Origin of the sequence: Cellulomonas sp. HD19AZ1 (assembly GCF_004535805.1) — a bacterium.
GTDB classification, from domain to species: Bacteria; Actinomycetota; Actinomycetes; order Actinomycetales; family Cellulomonadaceae; genus Cellulomonas; species Cellulomonas iranensis.
Genome location: NZ_SPHX01000006.1, coordinates 37,335 through 54,635, shown reverse-complemented (window position 1 = coordinate 54,635; position 17,301 = coordinate 37,335). Strand labels below are relative to the sequence as shown.

Genomic DNA, 17,301 nt, shown 5'->3' with positions numbered 1-17,301 from the left:
GAGGACACACCATGGACCTGCACCTGGACGCCGTCACCCTCGTCTACCCGGACGGCGACTCGACCCTCACCGCCGTCGAGGACCTCGACCTGACCATCCCGTCGGGCACCACGACTGCCCTGCTGGGACCGTCCGGCTCCGGCAAGTCGAGCCTGCTCTCCGTGGCCGGTGGCCTCACCCGGCCCACGACCGGCACCGTCCGGATCGGCCAGGACGTCGTCTTCCACCCGGGCACGGGCGTCGCGGCAGCCACCAGGACACGTCTCGACCGGATCGGCATCGTCTTCCAGTCGCCCCAGCTGCTGGGATCCCTGACCGCGCTCGAGCAGCTCGAGCTCCACGCACACCTGCGCGGCAACCGGCCCGCCAGCGTGCGAACGCAGGCCCTGGACCTCCTCGCCGAGGTGGGGATGAGCGACCACGCGCACAAGCGACCCGCTCAGCTGTCCGGCGGGCAGCGCCAGCGGGTGGCGATCGCCCGCGCGCTCATCGGCGCCCCGCAGGTCCTCCTGGTCGACGAACCGACATCGGCGCTCGACCACGCCCGCGGCACCCAGGTCATCGACCTCATCACCCGCCTCGCCCGTGAGCTCGACGCGGCGACACTCGTCGTCTCGCACGACGCCTCGACACTCGACTCGGTCGACCAGACGGTCCGGATGCTCGATGGACGACTCGAAGAGGAATCTCGGTCGGCCGCGTGACGTGAGCTCACCGACGGCCTGCGAGAGCAGCCGTGGTTGACGGCGGCGCGCACGACGAGGATCCGGACAGCTCGGTGAGACGGCGAGCGTGTTCTCCTGGCCGCGGAGGTCGGTCGAGTGGGCGCGAGGGTTGGCCACCAGCGCTCGCGGCAGCGCGCCGACCCGCTCAGAGGTCCCGAACCGTCAGCAGGCTGCAGCCCGCGGCGGACCGTGCCACCACGTCGCCCGTCTCGCGGAACCCGAGCTTCTCCAGCACCCGCCGAGAGGCCACGTTCCAGTCCCACACCGTCGCCCGCAGCCGCGTGCACCCGGACTCGCGCGCCCACGCGACGACCGCCTGTCCCGCCTCGGTCGCGTAGCCGCGGCCCTGCGCCGCGCGCAGCATCTCGAACGCGAGCTCGGGCTCGTCGGGCGGCGGGCTCCCCCACCCCGTCAGGCCGCAGTACCCGACGACCTCATCGGTGTCCCTGCGGTGCACGGCGAGGAGTCCGGGCTCGTCGCCGAGCCGCGCGGCCACGTCCGCGACGGTGGGCCGACCGTGGGCGTCGATGCGCCGGTGCTCCGGCACCCGCGGGTCCCGCTCGGTCCACAGCAGGCGGTACGTCGCCGCGTGCTCGGCCCGGCGGGGCCGCAGCACGAGGCGATCGGTCTCGAGCAGGTCCGGCACGGGCATCGGTGCCATGCGGCGATCGTGCCACCCTCGCGGACGGGTTCGGACACGATGCTTCGCGAGCTCTGAGCGACGGCCGCACCTAATCGTTTGTGCTGATCGCCCGGCCCGCCGCGCGCGTGCCACAGTGACCGGACCCGCCCACGTGAACGCTCACATCGGCGGTCGACCGCAGCGCCGCGATCACAGGAGGCAGACGCCATGCACCGACTCGCCCGACGGCTCCTCATGGCCGTCACGCTCAGCCTCGCGCTGGCCGGAGGCGTCGTCACGACGTCCGCGCCCGCGTCCGCCGAGAGCAACGGCGGCACGCGCGTCATGCCCCTGGGCGACTCGATCACCGAGGGCGTCGGCATGACCGGGGGCGGCGGGTACCGCGTCGGGCTGTGGCAGCGCCTCGCGCAGAACGGCTACACGACCGACTTCGTCGGGTCGGGGTTCAACGGGCCCGCGAGCCTCGGCGACCACGACCACGAGGGGCACTCCGGCTGGCGGATCGACCAGATCGACGCGAACGTCGTCAGCTGGGTGCGCACGTACCAGCCGCGCACCGTGCTGCTGCACATCGGCACCAACGACATCACCCAGAACCGCGACCTCGCCAACGCGCCCGCGCGGCTCGCGTCCGTCGTCGACAAGATCACCAGCACGTCCCCGCAGACCGACGTGTTCGTCGCGACCCTGATCCCCGTGTCGTTCGCCGACGCGCAGGTCCGCGCCTACAACTCCGCGATCCCCGGCCTCGTGCAGAGCCGCGCCGCCGCCGGCAAGAAGGTGCACCTGGTCGACATGTACCGGGCCGTCAGCACCGCCGACCTCCCCGACGGCGTGCACCCCAACGCGGCGGGCTACGACAAGATGGCCGCCGCCTGGTTCGCGGCGCTGCGCTCCGTGCCCGGCAGCATCGGCAACCCCGCCGGAAACCCGGGCAACCCCGGGACCCCCGGCACGGTCGACACGTCCGCCTGGTACACGCTCGTCAACCGCAACAGCGGCAAGGCCCTCGACGTGTACAACCTGTCCACCGCGGACGGTGCGCGCATCGCCCAGTGGTCCCGCAACGGCGGCAACCAGCAGCAGTGGCAGTTCGTCGACGCCGGCAACGGCTACTACAAGCTGAGGTCGCGGCTGTCGGGCAAGGTGCTCGACGTGGCCGCGAAGTCCACCGCCGACGGCGCGACGATCCAGCAGTGGACCGACAACAACGGCACCAACCAGCAGTTCAGCCTCCAGACCGTCGAGGGCTACGTGCAGCTGATCAACCGCAACAGCGGCAAGGCCGTCGAGGTGCAGGGCGCCTCCACCGCCGACGGCGCGAACGTCGTGCAGTACAGCGACTGGAACGGCGCCAACCAGCAGTGGCAGCTCGTGAAGGTCGGCTGAGCGCCGCCCTCACGACGGGGCCGGCGTCCGGGTGCGACCGCGCGCACCCGGACGTCGGCGCGGCACGCTCAGGCCGACGGCGTGGCCGGCACCGGGACCTCAGCCGGCACCGGGACGGCGGTCGGCACCGGAACGTCGGCGGGCACCGGGACCTCGGCCGACGCCGGCGTACCCAGCGCCCGTCGGATCGTCGCGTGCCGCAGCAGGAACGCACGTTCGTCGAGCTTCTTGCGGCGCAGCCACGACACGACCTCGGTGTTGCACTTGCTGGCGTTGCACGCCCCGCACGCGGGCACGACGTTGTCGACGGTGTACCGGCCGCCGCGCGAGATCGGCAGGACGCAGTCCCGCTGCAGCGGACGGTCGGTCGCGCCGCAGTAGGCGCAGCCGCCCCACGCGTCTCGCAGCGCGCCCCACTCCAGGTCGGTGAGGTCGTTGTCGACCCGGGCGAGCCGGCGCCGTCGGCGGCGGGCGACCTGGACGCGGCGGGTGGGGCGGGCCATGGCGGCAGCGTAGGAGTCGCGACCCCGCAGGACCGGCGACCCGCCCGAGAACCGCTTCGCGCGCCCCGGTGATCTTCGGCCCTCCCGGCGGTCGGTCGGACCAGGACGTCCACGCCGACCCGGAGGTGCCATGAAGCTGCTGCTCACGTCGGGCGGGGTCACCAACCCGTCGATCCACGACGCGCTGGTCCGGCTGCTCGGCAGGCCCGTGGCCGAGGCGCACGCGCTGTGCATCCCGACCGCGCAGTGGGGGCACCCGATGTGCGGGCCGGCGTCGGTGCGGCGCGTCGTCGCGGGCGACGCGCACCTGACTGGTCTGGGGTGGGCGTCGCTCGGCGTCCTGGAGCTGACGGCGCTGCCGTCGACCGGCTCACGACGCTGGGAGACGTGGCTGCGGGAGGCCGACGTGCTGCTCGTCGACGGCGGCGACGCGACCTACCTGGCCCACTGGCTGCGCGCGTCGGGCGTCGCGGACCTGCTGCCGTCGCTGACGGACACCGTGTGGGTGGGGGTGAGCGCGGGGAGCATGGTGCTGACGCCGCGCATCGGCCCGTCCTTCGTCGCGTGGCCGTCCGCACCGGACGACCGCACGCTGGGCCTCGTCGACTTCGCGATCTTCCCGCACCTCGACGCGTTCCCGACCAACACCCCGGCCGACGCCGAACGGTGGGCGGCCGACCTCGACGTGCCCGCGTACGCGATCGACGAGCAGACGGCGATCACGGTCGTCGACGGCGTGGTCGAGGTGGTCTCCGAGGGGACGTGGGCGCGGCTGCGGTGAGCGCCTCACGGGGTCGGGCGGGCCCGTCCGTCGTCGGAAACGATTCGCAGCCCCGGACGACGCCCGACCCCCGCCCGCCGGGCCCACAGCAGGAGCACACTCGGCGCGACCCGTCGCCCACCGAGAGGGATCGTGATGTCCACGCAGAGGCTGGTCCGGACGTGGAGCCACGTGCTCGCCGTGCTGCTGACGGGTGCCGCGCTCGTCGCGGCCCCCTCCGCGGCGCAGGCCGTCGCCACGCAGGCGCCCACCACGCAGGCCATCACCCCGGGCGGCGAGCCCGCACCCGTCACGGGCAACGCGACGTGGTTCGACAACCTCGGCGCACCCTACGGCGGCTGCGGGCTGCCGCAGGACCAGCTGGAGACGCAGGACTGGATCGCGCTCAACGTGTTCCACACGCCCGGCGACTACGCCATGTACCCGCGCCCGATGGCCGCCGGCGACCCGAAGATCGGCATGTGGGACAACGGCCGCAACTGCGGCCGGTGGGTGCGCGTGACCATCGACGACTACTGCACGGGCCTCAACGACGGCGCCGCCGGGCAGGCGTTCTGCCGCAACGGCGCATGGGTCGAGGACCGGTACAACGGTGCGACGCTCGACATGCTCGTCGCCGACAGCTGCGGCGACCCCAACGCGTGGTGCCGCGACGACCCGTACCACCTGGACCTCGCGCACGCCGCCATCAACCGGTTCGTGAAGGACGGCGCCGCGGTCGGCGACCTCGAGCCCGCGCACTGGGGCAACCGCAAGGTGACCTGGGAGTTCATCGAGGCGCCGCACTACACCGGGGACATCGAGATCGGGTTCATCCAGGGCTCCGAGCGCTGGTGGGCCGGGGTGTCGATCAACCACCTGCCCAACGGCATCCACGGCGTCGAGCACTACGCCGACGGCGCGTGGGTCACGACCCCCATGAACACCGACATGGGGCAGTCGTTCCTGGTGAAGCCGACCACGCCCGGCGGCACCGACTACCGGATCCGCGTCAAGGACGTCACCGACGCCTACCTCTTCGGCGGGCGCGAGTACGCGTTCTCGCTGCCCACGGCCTGCGGCGGCAAGTGCTCCGCGCCGCGGACCGTCGTCCCGTACACGACGTCCGGCGGCGACGGCACGACGCCTACGCCCACGCCGACGCCGACCGTGACGCCGACGCCCACCGTGACTCCGACGCCCACACCGACCGTCACGCCCACGCCGACGCCCACCCCGACGCCCGGTGCCGCGTGCACCGCGACGTTCCGGGCCGTCAGCACGTGGCCCGGCGGCTACCAGGGCGAGGTCACGGTCACGGCGGGTGCGGCGGCGCTCACGTCGTGGCGCGTGACGCTGACCGGCGCGACCGTGAGCACGCTGTGGAACGGCGTCCAGACGACGTCCGGGACGAGCGTCGTCGTGAGCAACGCGCCCTACAACGGCGCCCTCGCGGCGGGCGGGACGACGACGTTCGGGTTCATCGCCACCGGGACGCCGGGGACGCCGCAGGTCGCCTGCGCGTCGTGAGGGGCTGCCCGGTCGGGCGGGCCGGTGGCGCCCTCGGCGACCGCGCGTCGAATCCCCTGGTCGCGGCCGTGGACGCCTCACTAGCGTGCCGCCATGCGCGCTGCGGACTTCTACACCGGGATCGTCGCCGAGGCCTACGGGCCGCTGCGGGGCGACGTCGTCGAGGCCGGTCCGTACCTCGACTTCGTCCGCGCGGAGGGTGAGCCCGCGCTCGAGCTGGGCTGCGGCGACGTCGGCCCGTTCCTCGAGCTGGTGGCGGCGGGGATCGACGTCGAGGGCGTCGACTCGTCGGCCGACATGGTGCGGCGCTGCCGCGAGAAGGCCGCCGCGCAAGGGCTGACCGCCACCGTGCACCACCAGCGCATGGAGGACCTCGCGCTGCCGCGGCGGTTCCGGTCGGTGTACCTCGCGGGCGCGACGTTCAACCTGCTGCCCGACGACGCGACCGCGGCGGCCGCGCTGCTGTCGATCACGCGGCACCTGCTGCCCGGCGGCGCGGCGCTCGTGCCGCTGTGGTCGCCGCCGCCGACTCCCGCCGAGCAGATCGGCCGGGTCCGCGAGGCCGTCACCGAGCAGGGCCGGCAGGCGCGGTTCCACGTCGTCGGCGAGGAGTACGACGCCGCCGCACGGACGCGCACGACGCACGTGCGCTACCGGCTCGACGGCCCCGACGGCGTGCAGGAGGCCGATCGCGACTGGGTGATGCACTGGTACACCGACGACGGCTTCCGGCTGCTGGCCGAGGGCGCGGGGCTCACGGTCGAGCGGGTCGAGGTGCCCGCCGACGACGAGCGGGTCGTGCTGCTGCGCCGCGCGGGGTCGTGACGCGGCGACTCGCGTGACGGGCCGTGTGGTGCGCACCAGACCGACGTGCGCTCGCGGACGGCGACGGGCGTGCCGCCCGGTACGGACGGCACGATCCCCCTGGCCCGACGCGACGGCCGTCGCTAGCGTGCCCGCGTGAGCGCCCACCCGACTCCGCAGACCCGCCGCGCCACGCCCGCGGACGTGCCCGCCGTCCTCGACCTCGACCACGCGACCGGCGGCACCCTGACCGTCGACGACGCGACGGCGTGGACGTCGACGGGTGCGTTGCGCGTCGCCGGGACGGCCGGCGACGTCGTCGGGTTCGCGGTCGTCGTGCGGCACTTCTTCGACCACGACCTCGTCGAGCTGGTCAAGGTCGCGCCCGCCGCACGGCGCCGCGGCGTCGCGACGGCGCTGCTCGCGCACGCGTCCGCCACGCGCACGACGGCGAAGGTCTTCACGTCCACGAACCTGTCGAACCGTCCCATGCAGGCCGTGCTCGACGCGGCCGGGTGGGCGTGCGTCGGCGTCGTCGACGGGCTCGACGAGGGCGACCCCGAGGTGTTCTACGCCGCGCCGCCGGTCACCGCGGACCCCGTGCCGCTGCCGCCCGTGCCCGGCCGCGTCCCCGCGCGTGAGCGCACCGTGCACGTCGTCACCCACCCCGAGGCGACGCACCACGTCGACGGCCTGGTCGGCGGGCAGTTCGACTCCGACCTCACACCGCTGGGCGAGCGCCAGGCGGCGGCGATCGGGGCGGCGCTGCGGGCGCGCATCACCGCGGGGGCGGGCGTCGCCGTCGCGTCGTCGGACCTGCTGCGCACCCGCCGGACCGCCGAGGTCGTCGCCTCGGCGCTCGCCGTGACCCCCACGTTCGACGCGCGGCTGCGCGAGAAGTCCTACGGCGAGGCGGGCGGCCGCCCGCAGGCGTGGCTCGACGCGCGCTTCGTGCCGCCGCCCGCCGTCGGCGACCGGCTGCGCCACGACGAGGGCGTGCCCGGCGCCGAGACGCGCCTCGACCTCGCCGTGCGCGCGTACGCCGCGTTGACCGACCTGCTGACGCTCGACGTCGACCACCTCGTGGTCGTCACGCACGGCTTCACCGCCGGGCTGCTCGTCGCGGCGTGGATCGGCATGCCCGTCGCGTCCGCCGGGCACGTCGCGTTCCCCGTGCCGTCGGGCAGCATCACGACGCTGCGCGAGGACGGGTTCTTCCACAACCGCGCGGTCGTCACCGTCGGCGACGTCGCGCACCTCCACACACCCGCCCCGCGGCCCTGACCGGGCCGGCGGAACCCGCAGGCGAGTTCGTGCGGGTCGTGACCGCGACGACGGGGACCTCGTGGACCAGACACCCGACGTCGCGGGCCGACTGCCGGAGCCGCTCGTGCGTGGCTTCGCGTGACCTCGCAGTGTCCGCGGAACACCGACCCGCGCAGCGTCGTCGGGGATGCCAGCGGCCGCTGAACCGCGGCCCCTGCCCCGTGTCAGCCGAGCGGGCTCCAGACCTGACCGTCCGGGTCCCAGCGGTGACCTGTGGCCGCGTCGGTCAGGGCCGGCTCGAGGAATGCCGCGACGAGGCTGACCGCTGCCTCGAGGTCGTGGAGCCCGTCGCAGTGAGGCGTCTTGGCTGCCAGTGGCGGGTAGGTGGTCGCCCAGGCCGGCGGGACGGCGAAGGTCTCGCTGGCCGGCAGCCGCCGGTGCAGGCGCTCGGCGACGATCGCGTTGTGCAGCGCCTCGCCGTCGACGGCCTGGGTCCGGGCGAACACGACGAGATCGACGAGGTCGCGCGCGCGGCTGGAGCGGGCGCCGTCGGCGTAGACGGTCTCGGTGGCGGCGAGCTTGTCGGCGACGTGATCGACGACGGGGTAGGCCCGCACCGTCGGCGCCTGCACACCCGGCAGCTCGAGCGGCAGGCTCGAGCGCACGACCTCCGGCTCGGCAGTCATCAGCGAGCCGGTGACCAGGTCGACCCCGAATGCCTCACACCTGCGGGTGCCGCAGTACGCGTCGATCTGCACGCGGTGGCCCGCGACGTCGGGCTGCTGGCCGGCCCGCCGACGGGACGCACGGTGCCGACCACGAACCGGAAGTGGTCCTCGAGGTCGACGGCCACGGCCGCGCGCAGCGCCTCGAGCGCGTCGTCGATGTTGCCGAGGCTGCGCAGGAGGTCGACATCCTTGCTGTGCCGGGCGTCGTTCACGCGCGCGAGCACGGCGGTGCCGCCCTTGAGCACCCAGGGCGAGCCGGGGTCGGCGAACACGCGGGCGAGGAAGCGGTCGTAGACGAACCGGCGGACCAGCTCGTTCGTCGGGCGCCCTGTCTCCTTGGAGGCGACGCGTGCGCGATCGCTGATGGCGCGCCACATCGCGACGCCGTCGCGGTACCCGGTGACGTTCACAGCTGATCCTCGTCTTCGTCGTGCTCGTCGTCGTCGTGCTCGTGGACGTCGCCGTCGGCAGCCGCGGCCGTGGTCTGGGCGGCGGTCTGCAGCGCGAGCAGGATCTGCTGCAGGGCGGCTTGGTTCTCCGGGTCCTCGAACCAGGTCGCCATCCGCTGGCGGGTCTCCGGGCTCGGCAGGGCGGCCGCGATCCGGGCGCGCGCAGCGTCGACGCCGGGCAGGAGCATGCCGGTGATGGCCTCGTTGATCGGCGCAACCCTCGCTCGGGTTCGCTCGGCCATGCTGGCCAGACGGGCACGCACCTCGGGGTTGCTCTCTACGACGCCGACGAGCGTGACGAGGTCCTCGACGAGCTTGACGCTCTCGGGAGACAGGACCAGGCGGTCGTTCAGGGAGCGGGCGACCAGGTCGACGCCGACGTCGGAGCCGATCAGGCGGTCCCCGAGCTCACGTGGGGCCAGACCCCCTGCCTGCAGCAGCCGGGTCGTCAGCGCGGCAACGTCACCGGACTCGTGGCGTCGCGCGACAGGCTCGAGCGCGCGCACGAGCGCTCGGCCGTCGGCCGATCCCTGACGCACGGCGTCGGCCGCGACCTGGCCGACGTGTTCGACGTCGTGGCCGGCGGCCAGGAGGTCGGCGACCGTACGCGCCGCTGTGGTGACGGGCAGACCTGCCACCACGGTGACGTCGGCCGGCGCCAGGGTCGCGCGGTGCACTCGCACGCCGGGGCGTGTGGACTGGTAGCGGGTCGGCAGGGTGAGCTCGTGCTCGTCGGCAAGCAGGTCGCCGAGCCCGTGCAGCTGCGCGGCGGAGGCATGCGAGACGACGCCGGCGCCGATCGGGTCCGCCAGGCGATCGGTTACGGCACGGCGCGGCTGCAGCGCGACCCACGCCGTCCGCAGCCCGAGCAGCTCGTCGCCCAGGACCGCCGGGGTGGCGTACACGCCGTGCGCGACCCGATCGAGGATGCCGGCGTCGACCAGACGGGCCAGCGTCATGCGCGAGACCCCGACCTCCTGCGCTTGGGCGGTAGTCACCAGCCCCCACTGCGCAGCGGCGAGCTCGGTGAGCGTCGCGAGATCGGACGTGCGCATGCTGCAAATGTAACGCCTAAGGTGTGACAATCACAGCACCAGCATGGTCTGCGGTGGTCTTGCGGCCTCCGTAGAGGACGCCGCGCCGGCGGCTCAGGCGCGGCGCGGCGTGCTGCCGACCAGCCCGCACTCGTAGGCGATGATCACGGCCTGCACGCGGTCGCGCGCGCCGAGCTTGGCGAACACGTTGCCCACGTGCGTCTTCACGGTCGTCTCCGAGACGTACAGCTCGGTCGCGATCTCGGAGTTCGACGCACCCGCGGCGATGAGCCGCAGCACGTCGAGCTCGCGCGGCGTGAGCACGCTCAGGCGCGGGTCCTCCCCCGGCTGGGCGACCTCGCCGGGCGCGGGCAGGTGCGGTGCGAACAGGTCGAGCATGCGCCGCAGCACGCGCGGCGCGACGACCGCGGTGCCGGCCGCCACGGTGCGGATCGCGTCGACGAGCTCGCCGGGTGCGGCGGACTTCAGCAGGAACCCGCTCGCACCGGCGCGCAGCGCGGCGAACGCGAGGTCGTCGACGTCGAACGTCGTGAGGACCAGCACGCGCGACCCGGGGTGCTCGGCGACGACGCGCCGCGTCGCCTCGATGCCGTCCACGCCGGGCATGCGGATGTCCATCAGCACGACGTCGGGCGTCAGCGCCGCGACCTGCGCGAGCGCTGCGCCGCCGTCGGACGCCTCCCCGACGACCACGAGGTCCGGCTCGGACTCGATGACCAGCCGGAACCCGACGCGCACGAGCGCCTGGTCGTCCACGAGCAGCACCGTCGTCGCGGGACCGCCGTCGCGGCCCGTCGTCGTGCCGGCCATCACGCACCTCCGTCGTCGTCGTGCCACGGCAGGACCGCGTGCACGCGCCAGCCGCCGCCGGGGCGCGGGCCCGCGTCGACGGTCCCGCCGAGCAGGGCGGCGCGCTCGCGCATGCCGAGCACGCCACGGCCCGACCCGGGCCCGTCGCCCGGGCGCGTGCCGCCCGAGTCGAGCACGTCCACCTCCACGGCCGTCGGCGTGCGGCGCACCGTCACCTCGACCGACGGGGCGCCCGGGGCGTGCCGCAGCACGTTGGTCAGCGCCTCGCCGAGGATCCGCAGCACCGCGAGCCGCACCGCGGTGTCCTGTGGCAGCGGCGTGTCCAGGCCCGTCGCGGTGACCGCCAGGCCCGTCGCACCGAAGCGCTCGACGACGGTCGCGAGACCCACCTCGGCGGGGTCCTGCGGCTGCTCGCCACCACCCGGCACCGGCTCCGTCGCGGCCGGGCCCAAGGCCCCGAGGACGCGCTGCATGTCCCCCAGCGCCGCCCGGCCGGTGCGCGCGACCTGCCGCACCGCGTCGCGCGCACGGTCCGGCGCGCGCTCGAACGCGGCGTCGGCGCCGTCGGCCAGCGCGACCATCACCGACACGTTGTGCGCGACGACGTCGTGCATCTCGCGCGCGATGTGCGCGCGCTCGGCCGCGCGGGCCAGCGCGGCGCTCTGGTCGCGTTCGCGCGCGAGCGCGCGGTACCGCTCGACGAGCTCCTGCACGTGCAGCCGCCGCGAGCGCGTCGCGGACCCGACGGCCACGCCGAGCAGGACGAGCACGAGCAGCAGCAGCACCGAGCCCATCCGGCGCCCGGGCGAGAAGTTCGGCTGCGCGAGGAACTGCTGCGGCTCCCACAGCGGGGAGGGCACCGAACCCGCCCACGCGAGGATCTCGATGAGGCCGAGGTCCTGCCAGCGCCACACGGCCCCGACGACCACGACGAGCACGCCGCCCGTGACGGCCCACGTGGTGCGGGGCTCGCGGGTGGCCGCGACGCCCGACAGCGCGACGGCCAGGCACAGCCCCAGGACCCCGAGCACGCCGGCGACCAGCAGCGACGCGATCGACAGCCCGACGAGCAGCACGGTCGCGGCGAGCGGGCGCGTGCGACGCAGCACGAGCACCGCGGCACCCAGGACCGTCCCGGCCACCCACGTCGCGGCGACCGTGCGCTCGATCTCCGAGTCCCGCGGGTACAGCCCCAGGTACCGCGCCCCCGCGGCGCCCTCCCACCCGAAGCCCGCACCGACGAGCCCGACGGCCACCACGAGGACGACGACCACGACGTCGACGAGCCACGGCCGCGCGCGCACGAGCCGCGCGAGCGCGGTGCCGTCGCCGACCTGCTCCTCGGTGAGCGGCGCCGACACGGGTGCGACGGGCTGCGTCGCCGGCGCGCGTCGGACCACCACGCGCCCACTCTCCCACCCCCGCGCGGGGTCGTGCCCGGGCGGGACGACGGGCGCCACCTCGCGGCGGACGCCCGGCGCGACGCCAGGCCGAGCGACGGGCACGCCGCCCGTCGGCGGGCGCGCCCGGTCAGCGGACGTCATGCCGCACCAGGCGGTACCCGGCGGCGGCGAGCACGACCACGACCCACACCGCGAGCACGGCGCCCCCGCCCCACACGCCCAGCCGGGGGCCGCGCGTGGCGGCGTCGAGGGCGGCGATCGCCGCGTCGTCCTGCAGCAGGCGCGCACCCGCGGACGGCAGGAACGCGCGCAGCGTGTCGCTGAAGCGGCCCGGGTTGGCGGCGAGGAGCTGGTCGCCGAGGAGCACGAGCACGAGACCGCCGACGATCGCACCGGCGGGGCGTCGCAGCAGCGCACCGAGGCCGAGGCCGAGCAGCGCGACGCCCACCCCGGCGAGCACGAGGCCCAGCAGCGCCCGCGCGGTGCCGGGCACGGCGAGGTCGAGCGCGGGGGCGTCGGCCGCGCGCGCCGGGACGGTCGCGACCCACGACGCGACGAGCGCGAGCGCCCCGGTGACCAGCGCGACGACGGTCGTGACGACCACCTGCGCGAGCAGCACGGGCAGCCGCCGCGGCACGGCCGTGAACGTCGTGCGGGCCGTGCCCGTCGTGTGGTCGGCCGTCGCGACGAGCGCCCCGAGCACGAGGAACCCGAGCTGCGCGAGCACGAACCCCGACGTGACCACCCACGAGCCGGACCGGCCGTCGTCGGGCCGCACGAACAGCCCCAGCCCGTACGCGACGGCCGCGGCGGCGGCGACCGTGCCGAGCACGAGCCAGCCGTTCGTGCGCAGGCTCGTGAACCGGGTCGTCTCCGAGCGCAGCACACGCGGGAACGTGGGCCCGCGGCGGGCGGGGGCGCCGCACACGGCACCCCCGTCCGCACGTCGCGCGGTGACCAGCGCCGTCATCGCACGTCCCGCAGCCGCAGCCGCAGCGCCGCCGCGACGAGCAGCACGAGCACCCACGCGGCCAGCACGAGGCCACCGCCCACGGGGCCGATGTCCGGGCCGCCCTCCATGGGGCCGGACGACGCGGGGAACGTCATGAGCTGCGCGGCGCCGCCGGGCGACAGGACCATGAGCGTGCCGCCGACCGTCACCTGCGCGACGGGCTCCAGCACGGCCGGGTCGGCGGGGAGCGGCGGCGGGCCCACCATCGTCAGCAGCACCGGGAGGACCAGCGCGACGACGAGCGTCGTGACCATCGCCGGGACGGTCCGGCGCAGCAGCACGCCGATCGCGAGGCCCAGCAGCGTCAGCCCGACGACGAACAGGCCCATGCCGAGCATGACGCCCGGGGTCTCGCCGGCCCAGAGGTCGACCTCGATGCCGCGGCGCGCGGCCGGGGGCAGGATGCCCACGACGCTCGCGGCGACGCTCAGCACCGCGACCACGGCCGCGAACGCGGCGGTCACGAGCGCCTGCGCCGCGACGACGGGCCAACGACGCGGCACCGCCGTGAACGTGGTGCGCGCCGCACCCGTGCGGAACTCGCCGGCGCCCGCGAGGACCCCCAGCACGAGCGCCCCCACCTGGGCGAGCCCGAGGCCGGTGCCCAGCGAGTCGACCGGGTCGAACCCGGGGTCCACCGAGGACGCCTGCGCGCTGAGGTACGTGATGACCCCGGCCACGACGACGGTCACGCCGCCCGTCCACCAGGGGGCGCGCAGCGACACGAGCTTGGTCCACTCGGACGCGACCACGCGCGCGAACGTCGGCCCGCGACGCGCGTCGGACCGGACGCCGCCGGGCGCCGCCGCCACCGCCGCGCTCACCGCGCACCGCCCGAGGTCCCCGCGGCCCGGTACTCGACCGCGTCGGCCGTGAGCTGCAGGTACGCGTCCTCCAGCGACACCTGCTCGGCCGCCAGCTCGAGGACCGCCGCACCGCAGCGCTGCGCGGCCGTGCCGACGTCGTCGACCGTGGCGCCGCGCACGTGCAGCGCACCGCCCTCCTGGGGAGTCACCTCGGCGCCGGCGGCCAGCAGCTCACGGGCGAGGCGCTCGGGGTCGGTCGTGCGCACGCGCACCGTGCCGGCGCGCTCGGAGCGGTCGACGACCTCCTGCACCGACGCGTCGGCGAGCAGCCGCCCGCGGCCGATGACGACCACGCGGTCGGCGCACAGCGCGAGCTCGTGCATGAGGTGCGACGACAGCAGCACCGTGCGGCCCTCCGCGGCGAGCTCGCGCACCAGGCGGCGCACCCACAGCACGCCGTCGGGGTCGAGACCGTTGACCGGCTCGTCGAGGACGAGCGTCCGCGGGTCGCCCAGCAGCGCACCCGCGATGCCGAGCCGCTGGCCCATGCCCAGCGAGAACGTGCCCGCCCGGCGGCGCGCGACGGCCTCCAGCCCGGTCTGCTCCAGGACCTCGCGGACCCGCGCCTTGCCGATGCCGTGCGTCTGCGCGAGCGACAGCAGGTGCTTGTACGCCGTGCGCCCGGGGTGGACCGAGCGCGCGTCGAGCATGACGCCGACCGCGTGCAGCGGCGCCGGCAGGTCCGCGTACCGACGCCCCTCGACGAGAGCCGTCCCCGACGTCGCGCGCTCCAGGCCGACGACGACGCGCATGGTCGTGGACTTGCCCGCACCGTTGGGGCCCAGGAACCCCGTCACCGTGCCCGGCCGCGCGGTGAACGTCAGCCCGTCCACCGCCGTCGTGCTCCCGTAGCGCTTGGTCAGCGCCTCGACCTCGATCATCACGTCTCCTCGCCCGTGCCGGCCCCTCGTGGGGCGTCCGTCGGCGACGCTACGGAGACGCGGGGGTGCGCCAGCACCTGCCGCGAGAGGAGACCGCGGGGGCACCCTTCTCCTCCCACGGGAGGAGACCCGTCCCCCGGCAGGCGCCCCCGCCACCCCCGCCCTCGGGAGAGGACGGTGCGGACGTCGGGGAGGACCTCGACGGAGACCCGACCGGGTACGCCGTCGAGATCGAGTTGGAGACGTGAGAGCCGTCGGTGGGTGCCGCGAGGGCACCCACCGACGGGACGATCAGAGCAGCTCGACGCCGTCGGCCTGCGGGCCGCGGTCGCTCTGGCGGACCTTGAAGCGCACGCGGTCGCCCTCGTAGAGCGCCTCGCCGCCGCGCACGACGGACACGTGCACGAACAGGTCGTCGCCGCCCGCGTCGGGGCGGATGAAGCCGAAGCCGCGGTCGGCGTCGTAGCGCGCGACGACGCCCTCGCCGCCGCGCGCGGGTGCGCCCGAGGACCGGCGGTCGGAGCCGCGGTCGGAGCGCCCACGGTCCCCGCCGCGGTCGTAGCCGCCGCGGTCGGAACCCCGGTCGTACCCGCCACGGTCGGCCCCGCGGTCGTACCCGCCACGGTCGGAGCGCCCGCGGTCGAACCCGCCCGCACGCCCACGGTCCTGGCCGCGACCCGCGGGGGCGGACGACCGGCGCGGGCGCGTCCCGCCCACGAGGCGCACGTCGGTGGCCTGCGGGCCGCGTTCGCCCGCGACGACCGTGAAGCTGATGCGGTCGCCCTCGGCGAGCTCGGTGACGCCCTGCAGCATGCGGGCGTGCACGAAGACGTCCTCGCTGCCGTCGTCGACCGTCGCGAAGCCGAAGCCCTTGTCGGCGTCGTAGAACGTGACGGTGCCGTCGGCGCCGTCGTCCTTGCTGGCACCGCCGGCGCCGGCGGGCGCGGCGTCGGGGCCGAGCGGCAGCAGGTGGTCGGCCTGCGGGCCCTTCTCGCCGGGGACCACGAGGAACGCGACGCGCTGACCCTCGGTGACGACCCCGCCGCCGACGATCGCGGACGAGTGCAGGAAGATCTCGGCGCCGTCGCCGTCGGGCGTGACGAACCCGTAGCCCTTGGTGGGCTCGTACCAGCTGACGGTGCCGAGCCGCCCGAGCGACGCGTCGGCCGGGACGTCGCCCGTGACGCGGACCTTGCGGGCGACGGGGCCGCGGTCGCCCTCGCCGAGCTCGTACTCGACGGTCTGGCCCTCGCGCAGGCCGCGCGAGGAGTCGCCGACGATCTCGGACGCGTGGACGAACAGGTCGTCGCCCTCGTCCTCGAGCGCGAGGAAGCCGAAGCCTCGCTCGGTGTCGAACCAACGGACGGTGGCCTGGGGCATGACGACTCCTCGACGAATGATGCTGGTGCTGCCGTCCAGTGTCGCCGACGCCTGACGTCGGGGCCGTCTCGCACGGAGACGGTCGGCCCACGCTGTGCGGCTCGCCGCGGACCTGCCGGCCCGTTCACGCGGGCACGACCCACCGAGTCTGCCACGCCGGGCGGGTGACACTTCTGCCTGCGGTCCCCGGGACCGGGCCGGCGAGGGCGCGCGACCGACCGGTCAGGCCACCCCGCCGGCGCGTACCGCTGCGGCGCGAGCGCACGTCGTGCACGTCAGCCGGCGCGTGCGGCGCTCGACGGGGTTGCCGACGCTGCTGACGCGCATGACGTCGACGGTCTCGTGCGTGTGCTCGGGGCAGGTGCCGGCGCCGCAGCCGGAGCAGACGGCGGTCGCGGGGCGCGGGGCGCCGCCGCGTGCGGCGCACTCGTGGCAGCTCATGCCGGCACCTCGGCGGTGCGCGCGAGCTCGTCGTCCTCCGTGATCGGGCGCAGCACGCGGCACGGGTTGCCGACGGCGACGACGCCGGGCGGCACGTCGCGCATCACGACGGACCCGGCGCCGATGATCGCGTCGGAGCCGATGGTGACGCCGGGCAGGATCGTGACGGAGCCGCCGATCCACACGTTGTCGCCGATGGTCACGGGGCTGACGCGCTCCCAGCCCTCGAGGCGCCGCACGCGGCCCTCGGCGTGGTTGGGCGTGTAGATGCTGCACCGGGGGCCGATGAGGCAGTCGGCGCCGATCGTGATGCGCCCGCCGCCGGTGACGAGGAAGTCCTTGTTGATGAAGGTGCGGTCGCCGATGCTCAGGCCCACGCCGTAGTCGAGCGCGAACGGGGGGCGCAGGTCGATGCCGTCGCCGGCGCCGGGCACGAGCTCGCGGAACAGGCGGCGGGCCTCGTCGGGGTCGTCGTAGAAGATCCGGCTGATGCGGGCGCAGGCGGACTGCGTCTCCCACGAGAGCCGCTGGAGCGCGGGTGAGACGCGGTACCGGATCCAGTCGCCCGCGAACTGGTCGCGCACGTCGTCGTGCTGGGCCACGAGCGTCGCGACGTGCTCGTCCCGTCGATTTGTTGTCATGCAAAACATATTAGG

The 17,301-nt window shown here is 75.1% G+C and carries 19 protein-coding genes; 6 read left to right on the top strand and 13 right to left on the bottom strand.

Annotated features, from left to right (window positions below):
* Positions 1-11 precede the first annotated feature (11 nt).
* Positions 12-704, top strand: a complete 693-nt coding sequence (locus E4A51_RS13550; protein WP_134852093.1) for an ABC transporter ATP-binding protein — start codon at positions 12-14, stop codon at positions 702-704.
* 166 nt (positions 705-870) lie between these two features.
* Here the strand turns inward: E4A51_RS13550 and E4A51_RS13545 are convergent, their stop codons facing one another.
* The gene (locus E4A51_RS13545; protein WP_240696488.1) at positions 871-1,386 is read right to left on the bottom strand and encodes a GNAT family N-acetyltransferase; all 516 of its coding nucleotides are present in this window, start codon (positions 1,384-1,386) and stop codon (positions 871-873) included.
* Positions 1,387-1,575: 189 nt separating this feature from the next.
* Here E4A51_RS13545 and E4A51_RS13540 point away from each other — a divergent pair, with 189 nt between their 5' ends.
* Complete coding sequence (locus E4A51_RS13540) at positions 1,576-2,757, top strand: RICIN domain-containing protein (RefSeq protein ID WP_134852092.1); 1,182 nt, start codon at positions 1,576-1,578, stop codon at positions 2,755-2,757.
* A gap of 68 nt (positions 2,758-2,825) precedes the next feature.
* On the opposite strand, the gene E4A51_RS13535 is transcribed toward E4A51_RS13540, so the two are convergent.
* Positions 2,826-3,260 carry an HNH endonuclease gene (locus E4A51_RS13535; protein ID WP_134852091.1) on the bottom strand — a complete coding sequence of 145 codons (435 nt, stop codon included), beginning with the start codon at positions 3,258-3,260 and terminating at the stop codon, positions 2,826-2,828.
* A gap of 130 nt (positions 3,261-3,390) precedes the next feature.
* On the opposite strand from E4A51_RS13535, the gene E4A51_RS13530 reads away from it, so the two are divergent.
* From E4A51_RS13530 to E4A51_RS13515, 4 genes are all read left to right on the top strand, one after another.
* Positions 3,391-4,041 carry a Type 1 glutamine amidotransferase-like domain-containing protein gene (locus E4A51_RS13530; RefSeq protein WP_134852090.1) on the top strand — a complete coding sequence of 217 codons (651 nt, stop codon included), beginning with the start codon at positions 3,391-3,393 and terminating at the stop codon, positions 4,039-4,041.
* Positions 4,042-4,176: 135 nt separating this feature from the next.
* Positions 4,177-5,550, top strand: coding sequence for a cellulose binding domain-containing protein (locus tag E4A51_RS13525; RefSeq protein ID WP_134852089.1), 1,374 nt, complete (start codon positions 4,177-4,179; stop codon positions 5,548-5,550).
* 93 nt (positions 5,551-5,643) lie between these two features.
* Positions 5,644-6,375, top strand: coding sequence for a class I SAM-dependent methyltransferase (locus tag E4A51_RS13520; RefSeq protein WP_070318548.1), 732 nt, complete (start codon positions 5,644-5,646; stop codon positions 6,373-6,375).
* A 135-nt stretch (positions 6,376-6,510) separates the two neighbouring features.
* A complete protein-coding gene (locus tag E4A51_RS13515) occupies positions 6,511-7,638 on the top strand; it encodes a GNAT family N-acetyltransferase (protein WP_240696487.1) in 1,128 nt (375 codons plus the stop codon).
* Between the two features lie 206 nt (positions 7,639-7,844).
* On the opposite strand, the gene E4A51_RS18870 is transcribed toward E4A51_RS13515, so the two are convergent.
* The 11 genes from E4A51_RS18870 to E4A51_RS13465 form a co-directional block, all read right to left on the bottom strand.
* The gene (locus E4A51_RS18870; RefSeq protein WP_255430642.1) at positions 7,845-8,378 is read right to left on the bottom strand and encodes a nucleotidyl transferase AbiEii/AbiGii toxin family protein; all 534 of its coding nucleotides are present in this window, start codon (positions 8,376-8,378) and stop codon (positions 7,845-7,847) included.
* A complete protein-coding gene (locus tag E4A51_RS18865) occupies positions 8,306-8,758 on the bottom strand; it encodes a nucleotidyl transferase AbiEii/AbiGii toxin family protein (RefSeq protein WP_255430640.1) in 453 nt (150 codons plus the stop codon). The genes E4A51_RS18870 and E4A51_RS18865 overlap by 73 nt, the downstream gene beginning before the upstream one ends.
* Complete coding sequence (locus tag E4A51_RS13505) at positions 8,755-9,852, bottom strand: type IV toxin-antitoxin system AbiEi family antitoxin domain-containing protein (protein ID WP_134852088.1); 1,098 nt, start codon at positions 9,850-9,852, stop codon at positions 8,755-8,757. The genes E4A51_RS18865 and E4A51_RS13505 overlap by 4 nt, the downstream gene beginning before the upstream one ends.
* Positions 9,853-9,945: 93 nt before the next feature.
* On the bottom strand, positions 9,946-10,662 hold the full coding sequence (locus E4A51_RS13500; protein WP_134852087.1) for a response regulator transcription factor: 717 nt from the start codon (positions 10,660-10,662) through the stop codon (positions 9,946-9,948).
* The gene (locus E4A51_RS13495; protein ID WP_240696486.1) at positions 10,662-12,065 is read right to left on the bottom strand and encodes a sensor histidine kinase; all 1,404 of its coding nucleotides are present in this window, start codon (positions 12,063-12,065) and stop codon (positions 10,662-10,664) included. The genes E4A51_RS13500 and E4A51_RS13495 overlap by 1 nt, the downstream gene beginning before the upstream one ends.
* 127 nt (positions 12,066-12,192) lie before the next feature.
* Positions 12,193-13,035, bottom strand: coding sequence for a hypothetical protein (locus tag E4A51_RS13490; RefSeq protein ID WP_134852085.1), 843 nt, complete (start codon positions 13,033-13,035; stop codon positions 12,193-12,195).
* On the bottom strand, positions 13,032-13,901 hold the full coding sequence (locus tag E4A51_RS13485) for a hypothetical protein (protein ID WP_240696485.1): 870 nt from the start codon (positions 13,899-13,901) through the stop codon (positions 13,032-13,034). Before E4A51_RS13485 ends, E4A51_RS13490 begins: the two co-directional genes overlap by 4 nt.
* Complete coding sequence (locus E4A51_RS13480; RefSeq protein WP_134852084.1) at positions 13,898-14,824, bottom strand: ABC transporter ATP-binding protein; 927 nt, start codon at positions 14,822-14,824, stop codon at positions 13,898-13,900. Before E4A51_RS13480 ends, E4A51_RS13485 begins: the two co-directional genes overlap by 4 nt.
* Positions 14,825-15,115: 291 nt before the next feature.
* Complete coding sequence (locus E4A51_RS18925; RefSeq protein WP_134852083.1) at positions 15,116-16,204, bottom strand: cold-shock protein; 1,089 nt, start codon at positions 16,202-16,204, stop codon at positions 15,116-15,118.
* 222 nt (positions 16,205-16,426) lie between these two features.
* The gene (locus E4A51_RS13470) at positions 16,427-16,645 is read right to left on the bottom strand and encodes a DUF2180 family protein (protein WP_134852082.1); all 219 of its coding nucleotides are present in this window, start codon (positions 16,643-16,645) and stop codon (positions 16,427-16,429) included.
* Positions 16,642-17,286 (bottom strand): sugar O-acetyltransferase, encoded by a 645-nt coding sequence (locus tag E4A51_RS13465; RefSeq protein ID WP_134852081.1) that lies wholly within the window; start codon positions 17,284-17,286, stop codon positions 16,642-16,644. Before E4A51_RS13465 ends, E4A51_RS13470 begins: the two co-directional genes overlap by 4 nt.
* Positions 17,287-17,301: the final 15 nt, after the last annotated feature.

What these genes read in the sequence shown, in the direction of transcription:
- E4A51_RS13465 (WP_134852081.1), bottom strand. Translation starts at nt 17,286, where the DNA reads ATGACAACAAATCGACGGGACGAGCACGTCGCGACGCTCGTGGCCCAG.
- E4A51_RS13505 (WP_134852088.1), bottom strand. Translation starts at nt 9,852, where the DNA reads ATGCGCACGTCCGATCTCGCGACGCTCACCGAGCTCGCCGCTGCGCAG.
- E4A51_RS13540 (WP_134852092.1), top strand. Translation starts at nt 1,576, where the DNA reads ATGCACCGACTCGCCCGACGGCTCCTCATGGCCGTCACGCTCAGCCTC.
- E4A51_RS13545 (WP_240696488.1), bottom strand. Translation starts at nt 1,386, where the DNA reads ATGGCACCGATGCCCGTGCCGGACCTGCTCGAGACCGATCGCCTCGTG.
- E4A51_RS13530 (WP_134852090.1), top strand. Translation starts at nt 3,391, where the DNA reads ATGAAGCTGCTGCTCACGTCGGGCGGGGTCACCAACCCGTCGATCCAC.
- E4A51_RS13525 (WP_134852089.1), top strand. Translation starts at nt 4,177, where the DNA reads ATGTCCACGCAGAGGCTGGTCCGGACGTGGAGCCACGTGCTCGCCGTG.
- E4A51_RS18925 (WP_134852083.1), bottom strand. Translation starts at nt 16,204, where the DNA reads ATGCCCCAGGCCACCGTCCGTTGGTTCGACACCGAGCGAGGCTTCGGC.
- E4A51_RS13500 (WP_134852087.1), bottom strand. Translation starts at nt 10,662, where the DNA reads ATGGCCGGCACGACGACGGGCCGCGACGGCGGTCCCGCGACGACGGTG.
- E4A51_RS13470 (WP_134852082.1), bottom strand. Translation starts at nt 16,645, where the DNA reads ATGAGCTGCCACGAGTGCGCCGCACGCGGCGGCGCCCCGCGCCCCGCG.
- E4A51_RS13490 (WP_134852085.1), bottom strand. Translation starts at nt 13,035, where the DNA reads ATGACGGCGCTGGTCACCGCGCGACGTGCGGACGGGGGTGCCGTGTGC.
- E4A51_RS13550 (WP_134852093.1), top strand. Translation starts at nt 12, where the DNA reads ATGGACCTGCACCTGGACGCCGTCACCCTCGTCTACCCGGACGGCGAC.
- E4A51_RS13520 (WP_070318548.1), top strand. Translation starts at nt 5,644, where the DNA reads ATGCGCGCTGCGGACTTCTACACCGGGATCGTCGCCGAGGCCTACGGG.
- E4A51_RS13480 (WP_134852084.1), bottom strand. Translation starts at nt 14,824, where the DNA reads ATGATCGAGGTCGAGGCGCTGACCAAGCGCTACGGGAGCACGACGGCG.
- E4A51_RS13535 (WP_134852091.1), bottom strand. Translation starts at nt 3,260, where the DNA reads ATGGCCCGCCCCACCCGCCGCGTCCAGGTCGCCCGCCGCCGACGGCGC.